This window comes from Streptomyces coerulescens (genome assembly GCF_042657965.1).
Lineage (GTDB): Bacteria > Actinomycetota > Actinomycetes > Streptomycetales > Streptomycetaceae > Streptomyces > Streptomyces coerulescens.
In genome coordinates, this window is the sequence record NZ_JBHSKM010000002.1 from 727,670 (window position 1) to 740,972 (window position 13,303).

Sequence of the window (13,303 nt, forward strand, 5' to 3'; positions counted from 1 at the left end):
CTAGGCCGTACGCAGAAAACGGTCGAGCACGCGGACGCCGAAGTGCAGTGCCTCGATGGGCACCCGCTCGTCGACGCCGTGGAACATGGCCCCGTAGTCGTAGCCCTCCGGCAGCTTCAGCGGTAAGAAGCCGTAGCCGGTGATGCCGAGCCGGGAGAACTGCTTGGCGTCGGTACCGCCGGGCATGCAGTACGGCACGACGTGCCCCTCGGGTGCGAACTCCTCTACGGCCGCGCGCATCCGGGCGTACGTCGGCGAGTCCACGGGCGACTGGAGGGCCACCTCGTGATGGTGGAACTCCCAGTTCACGTCAGGTCCGGTGAGCTGGTCAAGGGTGTCACGGAACTCGTCCTCGTAGCCCGGTAGATAGCGGCCGTCGACGTAAGCCACGGCTTCCCCGGGGATGACGTTGACCTTGTAACCGGCGTTCAGCATGGTCGGGTTGGCACTGTTGCGGACGGTGGCCTCCACCAGCTTGGCCGCCGGGCCGAGCTTGTGGAGCAGACCGTCAACGTCGTCGAGGTCGGCGTCGAGGCCGTACAGCGCGGCGAGTTCGGTGAGCGCGGCGCGGACCGTGGGGGTGAGCCGGATCGGCCACTCGTGGGCGCCGATGCGGGTGACGGCCGCGGCGAGACGGGTGACCGCGTTCTCCCGGTTGGGCCGTGAGCCGTGCGCGGCCCGCCCGCGGGCGGTGAGCCTGACCCAGCCGGTGCCGCGCTCGCCCGCGGCGAGCGGGTAGATCTGCCGCCCGCTGCCGTCGTGGACGGTGAAGGCACCGGACTCGCTGATCCCCTCGGTGCAGCCCTCGAACAGCCCGGCGTGCCGGTCGGCGAGAAAGCCGGAGCCGTCCTCGGCACTGGCCTCCTCGTCGGCGGTGAACGCGATCACGACGTCCCGGCGGGGCCGTACGCCCTCACGGGCCCAGGACCGCGCGACGGCCAGGATCATCGCGTCCATGTTCTTCATGTCGACCGCGCCCCGACCCCACACGACGCCGTCGCGGATCTCCCCCGAGAACGGGTCCACGCTCCACTCGTCGGCCTGCGCGGGCACCACGTCCAGGTGACCGTGCACCAGCAACGCGTCCGCCGACGGGTCGGTGCCCTCGATACGGGCGACGACGTTCGTCCGGCCTTCGGTGCGCTCCAGCAGGACGGGGTCCAGGCCCGCCTCGGTCAGTCGCGCGGCGGCGTACTCGGCGGCGGGGCGCTCCCTGCAGTCGCCGCCGCCGCGGTTGGTCGTGTCGATACGGATGAGGTCGGAGGTGAACGTGACGACTTCGTCCAGTGCCTGCCCGTCAGCCATACTGCTCCTCCACCGAGGCCGAGGCGATCGTGGTGACCGCCTTGAAGGTACGGATTCCCTCGTACATTCGCTCGCTGGTGTACGCCACCTTGCGCTCGCCGATACGTTCGACGCCGGGAACGACGGTGACGGCCATCGCCAGATGCTCGGCGTCGAACTCGACCGCGACGGTGAACGGGCCGCCGTCGACCGGTGGGTGACGGACCGCCAGCCCCGCCGCTTCCTTGGCCGCCGCGCGGATGTCGGCGGCGGTCCTGGCCGGCGTACGGCACACGGCGGCGTACCGCGAGACATGGTCCTTGACCGCGACCTTCAGCGCCTCGGGCGCATAGCCGAGCGCGTCCTCGCAGGCCAGATCGTCGCCGGTGACGAGCACCACCGGTACGCCGTACTCGGCGACGACGTGCGCGTTCAGCAGGCCCTCGCTGGCCCGCACGTCGTTCAGCCACACGCCGGTGATCTGGTTCGCGAGGTAGGTGTGCGCGAAGACACCCTCCATGCCGGCGCCCGTGTGGTAGCCGACGAAGGCGATGCCGTCGATGTCACCGTGCTGCACGCCCTCGACCATGGACAGCGCCTTGTGCCGGCCGGTGAGCATCTGTGCGCGCTCGTCGAGCCGTTCGAGCAGCAGATTGCGCATGGACCAGTGCGCCTCATTGATGACGACGGCGTCGGCTCCGCCGTCGAAGAAACCCAGCACGGCGGCGTCGACGTCCGAGGTGAACATCTTCCGGCACCGCTCCCACTGCGGAGTGCCGGGAAGCACGTCGCCCGGCCAGGTCACACCGGTGGCGCCCTCCATGTCGGCGCTGATGAGGATCTTCATGCCCGATCACGTTACGCGCCCGGGAGGGAAGCCGCCACGAAGCGGACGAACGCCACTTTCACACCTTTGGGGCGTGCTTGTCAGCCACCCGTCGCGGGCACTACTGTCACCACGCCTTGGTGAACGGGAAATCCGGTGTGATGCCGGTGCGGCCCTCGCCACTGTGAATCGGGAAGTCCGGCTCCGGCCCTCGCGGGCAAGCCACTGGGTCCTTGCGACCCGGGAAGGCGGAGCACGGGCGGTGGTACCCGTCAGCCAGGAGACCGGCCAAGGCACGTCAACCATCCACGAGGTGCTGGAGAGGGTCTGCTGAGCCATGCACATAGCCGAGGGTTTTCTGCCCCCGGCGCACGCGGTCGCCTGGGGCGCCGCGTCCGCGCCGTTCGTCGTACACGGAGTACGGTCACTCACCCGTGAGGTCAGGGAGCATCCCGAGAGCACACTGCTGCTCGGCGCTTCCGGAGCGTTCACCTTCGTCCTGTCCGCGCTGAAGCTGCCGTCGGTGACCGGCAGCTGTTCGCATCCCACCGGCACGGGTCTGGGCGCCATCCTGTTCCGGCCGCCGATCATGGCGGTCCTGGGCACCATCACCCTGCTCTTCCAGGCGCTGCTGCTCGCGCACGGCGGTCTGACCACGCTCGGCGCCAACGTCTTCTCGATGGCGATCGTCGGGCCCTGGGCGGGCTACGCGATCTACAGACTGCTGCGGCGCTATGACGTGCCGCTGATGGTCGCCGTCTTCTTCGGCGCGTTCGTCGCCGACCTGTCCACCTACTGCGTGACCAGCGTGCAGCTGGCGCTCGCGTTCCCCGACCCGGGCAGCGGATTCCTGGGCGCGCTCGGCAAGTTCGGCTCCATCTTCGCCGTCACCCAGATCCCGCTGGCGGTGAGCGAGGGCCTGCTGACGGTGCTCGTGATGCGGCTGCTGGTGCAGTCCAGCAAGGGCGAACTGACCCGGCTGGGCGTGCTCCTCACCACGAAGCAGTCCGCGAGCGAGACCGAGGCGGTGGCCCGATGAGCAGGAACACGAAGATCAACGTCCTGCTGCTGCTCGTGGTGGCCGCGCTCGCCGTGCTGCCGCTGGCCCTGGGCCTCGGCGACCACAAGGAGGAGCCGTTCACGGGTGCCGACGGCGAGGCGGAGACCGCGATCACCGAGATCGAGCCGGACTACGAGCCGTGGTTCTCACCGCTGTACGAGCCGCCGTCCGGTGAGATCGAGTCGGCGCTGTTCTCCCTCCAGGCCGCGCTCGGCGCCGGTGTCCTCGCCTACTACTTCGGGCTGCACCGGGGCCGCAGGCAGGGCGAGCAGCGGGCGCTGGAACGGGAGCGGGCCGGCGGGGAGCCGAAGGCGGACAAGGTCTGACGGGTGCTGCCGATCGACGCGGCGGCGCACAGCAGTCGCTGGCGCCGCCGTCATCCCGTGGACAAGGCCGTGCTCGGGCTCGGTCTCACCGTGCTCGCGATCTCCCTGCCGCCCTGGCCGGGGGCCGCGTTGGTCCTGGTCACCGCCGTCACCGTGCTGCTGGGCCCGGCGGGTGTGCCCGGACGGCGGCTGTGGCGGGCGTATCGCGTGCCGCTCGGCTTCTGTGTGACGGGCGCGGCCACGCTGCTGGTCCAGGTCGGCGGCGGGCAGGGCTTCGTGTCCCTCGCCGCCGACGGGCCGCTGCGCGCCGGTGAACTGCTGCTGCGCACCTCGGCGGCCTCGCTCGGGGTGCTGCTGTTCGCGTTCACCACGCCGATGTCGGACCTGCTGCCCCGGCTGGTGAAGGCCGGGGTGCCCGCGCCCGTCGTGGACGTCGCGCTGGTGACGTACCGCATGAGCTTCCTGCTGCTCGACTCGGTGCGCCGGGTGCGGGACGCGCAGGCCGCCCGGCTCGGGCACACCACCCGCGCCGCGACCTGGCGTTCGCTGGCCGGGCTCGGCGCGACCGCGTTCGTGCGGTCCTTCGACCGGGCCACCCGGCTCCAGGCCGGGCTCGCCGGGCGCGGCTACGACGGCACCCTGCGCGTCCTGGTGCCCGAGGCGAAGGTCTCCGTCCGTTTCACGACCGCGAGTTGCGCCCTGCTCGCAGCGCTGGCCGCCCTCACCCTCGTACTGGAAAGGGCCCTGCCATGAGCGAGCCCACCGCCTCCGACGCCTACCACTCCCACCCCCGCACCGGAGAAGGCCCTGCCATGAGCGAGCCCAGCGCCCTCGTCGCCCTGCGGGGCGCCGCCTACGCCTACGAGGACGGCCCCGTCGTGCTCAGCGGCCTCGACTTCGACGTCCGTGAGGGGCGGGCGCTGGCGCTGCTGGGCCGCAACGGCAGCGGCAAGACCACGCTGATGCGGCTGCTGAGCGGTGGACTCAGGCCGCACGAGGGCCGGTTGACGGTCGAGGGGACGCCGGTCACGTACGACCGCAAAGGGCTGACCCGGCTGCGCACGACCGTGCAGCTCGTGGTCCAGGACCCCGACGACCAGCTGTTCGCCGCCTCGGTCGCCCAGGACGTCTCCTTCGGCCCCCTCAACCTCGGCCTGCCCGACGCCGAGGTGCGGGCACGGGTCGACGAGGCGCTGGCCGCCCTCGACATCACCCGGCTGGCCGACCGGCCCACGCATCTGCTGTCGTACGGGCAGCGCAAGCGCACGGCCATCGCGGGGGCCGTCGCGATGCGGCCGCGTGTGCTGATCCTGGACGAGCCGACCGCAGGGCTCGACCCGGATGGGCAGGAGCGGCTGCTCACCACCCTCGGCGGGCTGCGCGCGGGCGGCACCACCGTCGTCATGGCCACCCACGACGTGGACCTCGCGCTGCGCTGGGCCGACGACGCGGCGCTGCTGACCCCGTCCGGCGTCCGCACCGGGCCCGCGGACACGATGCTGGCCCGCACGGATCTCCTGCGGGCGGCCGGGCTGCGGCTGCCCTGGGGCATCGCGGCGGCCCGACTGCTGCGCGCGCACGGTCTGCTGGAGGACTCGGCACCGGGTCCGCGCGACGCGGACGAGCTGGCGGCCCTGGCGGTGCCCGCCACCCCGACGATTCCCGCCGACGGCTGAGGTTCCCCGCGTTGGGCACACGGGTGATACATCCCGCGACCGGACACCAAACGCCCGGCGGACCCCACGGTTGCCTGTTTCATGAGGTCACGCACGACCGAAGTGAGGCAGCATGGCCGACGCCACGGAGGACACCCGCCCGCCCGAAGGGCTGAAGGCCAATGCGATCGGGTTCGTCGACGCCCTCGTCATCGGGCTCAACGCCACCTCACCCGCGTACTCGCTGGCCGCGGTCATCGGCCCGGTCGTGGCCCTCGTGGGTGTCTACGCCCCCGGCGTCATGCTGGCCTCGTTCGTCCCGATGCTGCTGATCGCGTCGGCGTTCTACTACCTCAACCGGGTGGACCAGGACTGCGGGACGACCTTCTCGTGGGTCACCCGGGCGATGGGCCCGTGGGCGGGCTGGATCGGCGGCTGGGCCATCACGATGACCGGGGTCCTGGTGGTCGGCTCGCTGGCGGACGTCGCGGTGACGTTCGCGCTGCTCGCGTTCGGCCTCGACAGCTGGGTCGAGAACGAGTGGGTGCGCCAGACGCTCACAGTGCTGGTCATCCTCGTCATGACAGCCGTGTGTGTGATCGGCACGGAGGTGTCGGCCAGGGTGCAGAACGTGCTCATCCTCGCGCAGGTCGCCTGTCTGCTCGCGTTCGCCGTGGTGGCGATCTACCGGGTCTACGCCGACACCAGTTCGCTCGACTCCGTCGATCCGGCGTTCAGCTGGCTGGATCCCTTCGGAGCCGGCGGCGCCCCGCTGACGGCGGGTCTGCTGCTGGGGGTGTTCATCTACTGGGGCTGGGAGTCGGCGGTGAACCTCACCGAGGAGGTCGAGAACTCCGCCACCGCTCCCGGCAAGGCGGCCGTGTGGTCGACGGTCATCCTGCTGGTGACCTATGTGTCGGTCGCCTACGCGGTGGTGGCCTACGCCGGACCGGCGTTCCTGGCCGAGAACGCCGAGGAGGAGGAGTTCATCTTCGCGCTCCTCGCCGACGAGGCGATGGGGGCGTGGGACTGGGTCGTGCTGCTGGCGGTCTCGACCTCCGGGATCGCGTCCACGCAGACGACGATCATCCCCGCCTCGCGCACCGCGCTGTCCATGGCCCGCAGACACGCGCTGCCCGCGCACTTCGGGCACATCCACAGCCGGTTCCGCACCCCCGACGTGTCCACGTGGTGGGTGGCCGCCATCGCCATCGCCTGGTACCTGGTGGTGCGCCAGATCAGCGAGAACGCCCTGTTCGACTCGCTCACCGCGCTGTCGCTGCTGATCGCGTTCTACTACGCGCTCACGGGCTTGGCCTGCGCGGTCTACTACCGCCGCCATCTCACCGAGAGCCTGCACAACTTCCTGCTCATCGGCCTCGGCCCGGTGGTCGGCGCCGGGCTGCTGGGCTGGCTGCTGGTCGAGTCGATCGGCGACATGGCCGACCCCGCGAACTCCTACAGCGGCGTCTCCTGGTTCGGTCTCGGCCCGCCCCTGGTCATCGGCATCGGCATCACCCTCGCAGGGGTGGTCCTCATGGTCGTGTGGCGTTTCGTGTCCCCCGTCTTCTGGTCCGAGCGTCCGGAGGTGGCCGACCCCGACCTCGTGCCCGGTCACAAGGAGCCCTGAGATGACGGTCGTTCTCGGATACGACGAGTCCCCGGGCGCGGTGCGCGCGCTGCACGTCGCCGTGGAGGTGTCGGCCGCGTTCGACGAGCCGCTGGTGCTGGTCTACGGCGCGGCGCCGCCCGGCACCCTCGGCGAGGAGTACACCGCCCACCGCGACGCCGTCCACGAGGCCGGGCGCACCGCGCTCTCGCACGCCGTGCAGGTGGCCGACGAGGCCGGGGTGCGCACCACCGTGGAGGTCATCGACCAGAAGCCCGCGGAGGCCCTGATCGCCGCCGCGACCCGCCATGCGGCGCGGGTCATCGTGGTCGGCAGCTGGGGTGACAGCCCGCTGCGCGGTGCCCTGCCGGGCTCCACACCCCACAAGCTGCTGCATCCGGCGCGCACCCCGGTGCTGTGCGTGCCCACCGAACCGTGAGGCCGCGGCACAGCGCTCGGTGCTCGATGGCCGTCCGGGTCCGTCAGGACGTGCGGCCGGCCACCACCCACGTCGACGGCAGCTCGATCCGCGTGCCGTCGGGCCCGTACTCCGTGGTGATCAGCGGCAGTTCGCCGCTCGCGAGGATGCCCAGTCCGGCCGCACGCAGGAACTCGGGCACCGCGTCGTCGGCCACCTCGCCCGGGGCGATGCCGTGCCGGAAGATCGGCGCGAGCTTCGGCGGCGGCCCCGACGGACTCTGCGCCAGGCCCATGAGCACGGGCTTGGCCTCCTGGGACAGCTCGACGAGAAAGGCGCGGCCGCGCTCGCCGACCAGCGTGGCGATGCCGTTCACCAGCTGCTGCCGGTCGTCGGGCTCGGCCTGGTGCAGCACGCCTCGCATATAGATGTTGACGTCCCCGAGTTCGGCGTGCAGCGTCTCCGCCTCGGTCTTCTCCACCGCGTCGAACAGCCGGTACGCCGCCTGCCCGGCGGGGTCGGCGTGCCGTGCGTGCTCCAGGGCCGCGGCGGACAGGTCGACGCCGACCACGCGCGGGAAGCGGTCGGCGAGGAACCGGGTCTGGGTGCCGTTGCCACAGCCGAGGTCCACCATCGCCAGTCCCGGATCGGTCAGATGGGCCTCGAACAGGGCCAGATGACGTCCGGCGGTCAGGGCCGGCTCGGCGTCCCAGAACACCGCCCCCTGTTCCTCGGGGGCTTCTCGCCAGAAGCCCTCCCAGGCCTCCCGGTACCGACTCGTCACGCTCATGACCGACTCCCCAGGTAGCGCTGCCGACCCGCCGTCAGATGACGGGCGAGTACGGTCTATCGCGGCCGGGTTGCGGCGACAAGCGCATGGCGCATTCCTTCACTCCGCATTCGACACTCGTGCGCCGTCGCACGCCTTTCGGGGCACGAGTCGCACGTCCTTCGGGGCGTCGAAGGCCGGCGGTCAGCGTCGTGGGAGCGTGAGTTCGAACCAGACGGTCTTGCCCGCGCCCGTCCGGCTCGTGCCCCACTCCCGCGCGAGCCTGCTCACCACGCGCAGCCCACGCCCGCCGTCGTCGAGGGGGCCGGCGCTGAGCAGGGTCGGCAGATCGTGATCGTCGTCGTCCACCTCGCACAGCAGTGTGTCGCCGCGGACGAGACGCAGTTCGACCGGACGGCCGTGGGAGTGCCGTACGGCATTGGTCACGAGCTCGCTGACCAGCAGCTCGGCGGTGTCCGCGAGGCGGGCGAGGCCCCAGACGTGCAGCTGCTCGCGGACGACCGCGCGGGCCCGGCCGATCTCGCCGGGGTCGAGGCCGATGCGCCAGGCGGCGACGTCCTCCGGTTCGATGCCGTTCAGGCGGGCCATCAGCAGGGCCACGTCGTCCTTGCGGCCGCCGCGGGTGTTGAGGGCGCGGATGATGGTGTCGCAGGCGTCGTCCATCGACGCGGCCGGGTGGGCGGCGGACTCGCACAGGGTGGCCAGTCCGACACCGATGTCTTCGCCGCGCACCTCGACCAGGCCGTCGGTGCACATCACCAGTCGGTCGCCTGGCTGCACGCGTACGCGGACCGCCTCGAAAGGCACCCCGCCGACGCCGATCGGCGCTCCCGTCGGCAGGTCGAGCAGCTCGCTGCGCCCGTCACCGGCGCGGACCAGGACGGGCGGTATGTGACCGGCGTTGGCGAGGTGCAGTTCGCTCGCGATGGGGTCGTAGACGGCGTACAGGCAGGTCGCGAGGTAGGTGTCGCCGAGGCGCTGGGCGAGGTCGTCGAGGTTGCGCAGGAGCTGGGCGGGCGGCAGGTCGAGGGCCGACATGGTCTGGACGGCCGTGCGCAGCTGGCCCATCATCGCGGCGGAGTTGAGGCCGTGGCCCATCACGTCGCCGACGACGAGGGCGGTGCGGGCGCCGGGCAGTTTGACGGAGTCGAACCAGTCGCCGCCGACCCGGCCGAGCAGCGTGCCCGGCAGATAGCGCGTGGCGATGTCGCAGCCCGCCATGCGCGGCGGGATGTGCGGCAGCATGCTGTCCTGGAGGGTCTCGGCGACGCTCTCCTGGTAGGTGTACATGCGCGCGTTGTCGAGCACGAGGCCGGCGCGGGCGGCGAGTTCGGCGCCGGTGACCCGGTCCATGTCGTTGAACTCGACGCGCTCCGGGTGCCGCAGCAGGATCATGAAGCCCAGCACCACATTGCGGGCCTTCAGCGGCACGACCAGCATGGAACGGCCGGTGATGAGCGGCCGGATGTCCCGCTTCTCGAACTGCGAGGCGATGGCGTGGCCCATCTGCTCGCTGATCCGGGGCACCAGCACGGGCTCGCCGCTGGTCATGCACTGGAAGAAAGGGGTGTGCGCCGGAAAGGGCATGGCCTCGCCGACCGGTACGACGTCGTCCCAGCGGCCGGGTTCGTCGGTGTGCTCCACGGCGACCCGGTGCCACATCGTGGTGGCGTCCGGCGCACCGTCGGGGAATCCCTCGCCGGCGACTACCTGTTCACGCAGATAGGTGCCGGCGACATCGGTGAAGCGGGGCACGACGGCTCTGCTGACCTCGATGATCGTCCGCGACAGGTCGAGGGAGGTGCCGATGCGGCCGCTGACGTCGTTGAGGAACTCCAGGCGTTCACGGACGGCGGCGTATTCGAGGTCCTCGGCCTCGTCAGCGTACTCCTGTGGGACGGGTAAGCCATGGGCGGCTGCCCGGGCGGCACGCTCACGGCGGGCCCTGCGCTCCACGCGCCGGGGCACGCCCCAGTCAGGGGTGACGGGCACCCGGTCGTTCTGGCTGAACTCCAGGACCGGATAGCCGAGTTCGAGGATCTGGCCGACGATGCGGGCGCTCTCCTCGACGCTCATGCTGGGCAGGATCTCGGGGAGTTTGCTCGCGAGTTCCTCGGCGCCGGGGAAGTCGGTGTGCAGGGCGAAGGCGGGTGCGACGCGCTCGAAACCGGGGTCGTCGTCGTGGGCTTCCTGCTGGAGGCGGCCCACGTCGGCGCCGAGCACGAGCAGCCGCTCCGGCCCGGGGCCGACCAGCGGGTAGGCCCACCACAGCACGTCGACCCGATCTCTCCCCCACCCTTCGGGCGGGGGCGCCCCCATCTCGCTTCGCTCGGGCACGGTCAGCCGGGCGCGGCCCGCGGCGGGGTAGTACAGCCGTCCGTCGAGAGACGTCTCGAGATCGTGGCCGAGTCCGTCGTACGCCCCGTAGGGGCCGTACGGCGAGGGGTCGTCGTCCTCGGGCAGCGCGCCGGAGACGGGCAGCAGATCGACGGCCGGGCGGCCGAGCGCCTCTTCCTTGGAAGCGCCGAACAGACGGCGTGCGCCGGAGCTCCAGTGGGAGACCAGACCTTCGCGGTCCACCACGACCACGGCCAGCGGGATGCGTCCGGACGCCGCGTGTTCCGTCACCGCGCCGTCCCTCTCGGTGCCACGGTCCATGGCCCAGGCCCTCTCTCCCCAAGGCTCCGCAAGATCTGCGCGCCCTCACCACCGTACGGCTCCCGGCTCCGATGATGTGCCGCAATACGGGAATTGATGTGTCGGGAACATCGCCGGGCGAGACGTGGCGCGGTCTCCGCCCCTGCCGCATCGGTGCAGGACAGGCCGGGTGCGGGTGTTCCGGTTCAGTCCTCGTGCCCGAGCTGAAGATCACGTTCCGTTCGGCCTCCTCCGGCGACCTGGAGCACGGTGGCGACCGGCGGGTAACCGGCGGCGACGACCGTGTACTCACCGGAGGACAGATCGACGAAACGGAAGGTGCCGTCGGGGCCCGTGGTGAGCGTGTCCATGACGTTGCCGACCGCGTCGAGGAGTGTCACGCGCGCGTCCTCGACGGGCCGTCCGCCGCCCGCCCGCACGGTGCCGCGCAGCAGGGCGCCGCCGGCGAGTTCGATGTCCTGGCGGGTCTCACGGGACGCTTTCACGGTGACGGGGACGGCGGCAGGCCGGAAGGCGGGCGCGCTGGCGGCGAGGGTGTACTCGCCGGCGACCAGCTCGGTGATGACGTAGCCGCCCTCGCGTCCGCTGCGGGTGGTGGCGACGACCTCGCCCTGGACGTTGGTGAGCGTGACGGTGGCGTCCACGGGGCTGCCGTCCGGGGTGAGCACGGTACCGGCGAGCCGTCCGGCGCCGCCGAGGACGATGTCCAGTTCGACGGGGCGTTCGCCGACGGTCACGGTGACGGCCTGCGGCTGGTGGCCGCCCGCCGCGGCGATCATGACGTACGCCCCCGCGCCCGGCGTCGCCAGCGTGTACCGCCCGTCCGCACCGCTGGCACCGCGACCGACCTGCTGCCCGCCGACGTCGATGAGCGTGAGCGCCGCGCGCGGTACGAAGGTTCCGTCGGGGTGCTGCACGGTGCCGTGGACGGGGAGCGAGGGGGTGTGGGCGGAACGGGCCTGAGGGATCTTCGAGTTCGCCGGGGTGGATGCCGTCTCGGGGGCGGGGGCGTCCTGCGACGCTGCGCTGTTCACGAGGGGGATCTCCTTGAGGAAGCAGGCGATGAGCAGACCGAGCACGAGCACCGGCACGAGGTAGAGGAAGATCCTCGGCATGGCGTCGGCGTAGGCCTGGATGTAGGCGTCGCGCAGCGCCGGGGGCAGCGAGTGGACGAGTTGCGGGGTGATGGACTCGGGCTCGGGCAGGCGTGCGCCGACGTGCGCGGGAAGCCGTTCGGCCAGGGCGTCGGTGAGCCGGGCGGCGAACAGGGTGCCGAAGATCGCCGCGCCGACGCTGCCGCCGATCTGCCGGAAGTAGTTGTTGGCGCTGGTGGCGGTGCCGAGGTCGGCGGGGCGCACGGAGTTCTGCACGGCGAGGATCAGCACGGGCATCACCATGCCGATGCCGGCGCCGAGCAGGGCCATCCAGATGCTGTAGTGCAGCCGGGGCGTGTCGATCTCCAGGCGGGACAGCAGCCACATGCCGAGGACCGACAGGGCGCTGCCGAGCACGGGGTAGATCCGGTAGCGCCCGGTGTGGCTGATGAGCTGGCCGCAGACGATCGAGGCGCCGACGATGCCGCCCATCATCGGCAGCATCAGCAGGCCCGACTCGGTGGCGGTGGCGCCGTCGACCATTTGCAGGAAGGTCGGCAGATAGCTGGCGGCACCGAACAGGGCGACGCCGATCACGAGGCCCACCAGACCGGTGACGTTGAAGACGGAGTCCCTGAACAGCCGCAGTGGGATGAGGGGTTCGGCGGCGAAGTGCTCGACCACGAGGAACAGGACGGTGGCGACGGCTGCGCCCGCGCCGAGGCCGAGGATGACGCGGGAGTCCCAGGCGTACTCGGTGCCGCCCCAACTGGTCAGCAGGACCAGACAGGTGGAGGCGGCGGCGAGGAGCAGGGAGCCGAGGATGTCGAGCCGGGCCCTGGCCGCGGGCTTCGGAAGCTTCAGCACGACGGCGACGACGGCGAGGGTGACCAGTCCGAAGGGGACGTTGATGTAGAAGCACCAGCGCCAGGAGAGGTGGTCGGTGAAGTAGCCGCCCAGCAGGGGTCCGGCGACCGAGGCGAGGCCGAACGCGGCGCCGATCAGGCCCATGAAGCGGCCGCGTTCGCGGGGCGGCACGATGTCCGCGATGATCGCCTGGACGCCGATCATCAGTCCGCCCGCGCCGACGCCCTGGACCGCGCGGTACGCGATCAGCTGGTCCATGGTCTCGGCCCGGCCGGCGAGCGCGGAGCCCACGACGAAGACGACGATCGCGAACTGGAAGACGCCCTTGCGGCCGAGGAGGTCGCCGAGCTTGCCGTAGACGGGCAGGCCGATGGTGGCGGTGAGCAGGTAGGCGGTGATCGCCCAGGACATCCGGTCGAGGCCGTGCAGCTCACCGACGATCTTCGGCAGCGCGGTGGCGACGATCATCTGCTCCAGCGCGGCGAGCAGCAGCGCGAGCATCAGTCCGAAGAAGACCAACCGCACACGGCGCGGGCTGAGTTCGACGGCGTGGGCGGGAACGGCCGGGGGTGCTGCCGGCCGTTCCTCGGACACCAGAGTCGTCACGCCCACGAACCGCTCCCCTCGTCGCGCCTGCCACGCATTGGCCGCATAAGGCGACAACTACGAGCAAGCACGACGAGTTACGGCAGACCGGGGCGACCCATGGAGATCCA

11 protein-coding genes and 1 riboswitch are annotated in these 13,303 nt (G+C 71.4%); of the genes, 6 read left to right on the top strand and 5 right to left on the bottom strand.

Annotated features, from left to right (window positions below; all coding sequences use genetic code 11):
- The gene (locus ACFPQ9_RS04745; RefSeq protein WP_380846949.1) at positions 1-1,305 is read right to left on the bottom strand and encodes a M20/M25/M40 family metallo-hydrolase; all 1,305 of its coding nucleotides are present in this window, start codon (positions 1,303-1,305) and stop codon (positions 1-3) included.
- Positions 1,298-2,131: a M55 family metallopeptidase gene (locus tag ACFPQ9_RS04750; protein WP_380846951.1), complete on the bottom strand. Its 834-nt coding sequence runs from the start codon at positions 2,129-2,131 to the stop codon at positions 1,298-1,300. The genes ACFPQ9_RS04745 and ACFPQ9_RS04750 overlap by 8 nt, the downstream gene beginning before the upstream one ends.
- 100 nt (positions 2,132-2,231) lie before the next feature.
- Positions 2,232-2,417: riboswitch (cobalamin riboswitch) on the top strand.
- A 30-nt stretch (positions 2,418-2,447) separates the two neighbouring features.
- Here ACFPQ9_RS04750 and ACFPQ9_RS04755 point away from each other — a divergent pair.
- The 6 genes from ACFPQ9_RS04755 to ACFPQ9_RS04780 all read left to right on the top strand — a co-directional run bounded on the left by ACFPQ9_RS04755 (position 2,448) and on the right by ACFPQ9_RS04780 (position 7,199).
- Positions 2,448-3,149, top strand: coding sequence for an energy-coupling factor ABC transporter permease (locus ACFPQ9_RS04755; protein ID WP_380846954.1), 702 nt, complete (start codon positions 2,448-2,450; stop codon positions 3,147-3,149).
- The gene (locus tag ACFPQ9_RS04760; protein WP_380846957.1) at positions 3,146-3,496 is read left to right on the top strand and encodes an energy-coupling factor ABC transporter substrate-binding protein; all 351 of its coding nucleotides are present in this window, start codon (positions 3,146-3,148) and stop codon (positions 3,494-3,496) included. Before ACFPQ9_RS04755 ends, ACFPQ9_RS04760 begins: the two co-directional genes overlap by 4 nt.
- A 3-nt stretch (positions 3,497-3,499) precedes the next feature.
- Entirely contained in the window at positions 3,500-4,249 is a 750-nt protein-coding gene (gene cbiQ / locus ACFPQ9_RS04765; RefSeq protein ID WP_380846960.1) for a cobalt ECF transporter T component CbiQ, read from the top strand.
- A gap of 59 nt (positions 4,250-4,308) precedes the next feature.
- Positions 4,309-5,172, top strand: coding sequence for an ATP-binding cassette domain-containing protein (locus ACFPQ9_RS04770; RefSeq protein ID WP_380848420.1), 864 nt, complete (start codon positions 4,309-4,311; stop codon positions 5,170-5,172).
- Between the two features lie 112 nt (positions 5,173-5,284).
- The gene (locus ACFPQ9_RS04775) at positions 5,285-6,781 is read left to right on the top strand and encodes an APC family permease (RefSeq protein ID WP_380846964.1); all 1,497 of its coding nucleotides are present in this window, start codon (positions 5,285-5,287) and stop codon (positions 6,779-6,781) included.
- A gap of 1 nt (position 6,782) precedes the next feature.
- Positions 6,783-7,199, top strand: coding sequence for a universal stress protein (locus tag ACFPQ9_RS04780; RefSeq protein WP_380846967.1), 417 nt, complete (start codon positions 6,783-6,785; stop codon positions 7,197-7,199).
- A gap of 43 nt (positions 7,200-7,242) precedes the next feature.
- Here the strand turns inward: ACFPQ9_RS04780 and ACFPQ9_RS04785 are convergent, their stop codons facing one another.
- From ACFPQ9_RS04785 to ACFPQ9_RS04795, 3 genes are all read right to left on the bottom strand, one after another.
- A complete protein-coding gene (locus tag ACFPQ9_RS04785) occupies positions 7,243-7,968 on the bottom strand; it encodes a class I SAM-dependent methyltransferase (RefSeq protein ID WP_380846970.1) in 726 nt (241 codons plus the stop codon).
- Between the two features lie 183 nt (positions 7,969-8,151).
- A complete protein-coding gene (locus tag ACFPQ9_RS04790) occupies positions 8,152-10,626 on the bottom strand; it encodes an ATP-binding SpoIIE family protein phosphatase (RefSeq protein ID WP_380846973.1) in 2,475 nt (824 codons plus the stop codon).
- A 185-nt stretch (positions 10,627-10,811) separates the two neighbouring features.
- Entirely contained in the window at positions 10,812-13,199 is a 2,388-nt protein-coding gene (locus ACFPQ9_RS04795) for an MFS transporter (RefSeq protein ID WP_380846976.1), read from the bottom strand.
- Positions 13,200-13,303 lie beyond the last annotated feature (104 nt).

Coding starts and splice junctions, on each gene's coding strand:
- ACFPQ9_RS04745 (WP_380846949.1), bottom strand. CDS start 1,305: ATGGCTGACGGGCAGGCACTGGACGAAGTCGTCACGTTCACCTCCGAC.
- ACFPQ9_RS04750 (WP_380846951.1), bottom strand. CDS start 2,131: ATGAAGATCCTCATCAGCGCCGACATGGAGGGCGCCACCGGTGTGACC.
- ACFPQ9_RS04755 (WP_380846954.1), top strand. CDS start 2,448: ATGCACATAGCCGAGGGTTTTCTGCCCCCGGCGCACGCGGTCGCCTGG.
- ACFPQ9_RS04760 (WP_380846957.1), top strand. CDS start 3,146: ATGAGCAGGAACACGAAGATCAACGTCCTGCTGCTGCTCGTGGTGGCC.
- ACFPQ9_RS04770 (WP_380848420.1), top strand. CDS start 4,309: ATGAGCGAGCCCAGCGCCCTCGTCGCCCTGCGGGGCGCCGCCTACGCC.
- ACFPQ9_RS04775 (WP_380846964.1), top strand. CDS start 5,285: ATGGCCGACGCCACGGAGGACACCCGCCCGCCCGAAGGGCTGAAGGCC.
- ACFPQ9_RS04780 (WP_380846967.1), top strand. CDS start 6,783: ATGACGGTCGTTCTCGGATACGACGAGTCCCCGGGCGCGGTGCGCGCG.
- ACFPQ9_RS04785 (WP_380846970.1), bottom strand. CDS start 7,968: ATGAGCGTGACGAGTCGGTACCGGGAGGCCTGGGAGGGCTTCTGGCGA.
- ACFPQ9_RS04790 (WP_380846973.1), bottom strand. CDS start 10,626: ATGGACCGTGGCACCGAGAGGGACGGCGCGGTGACGGAACACGCGGCG.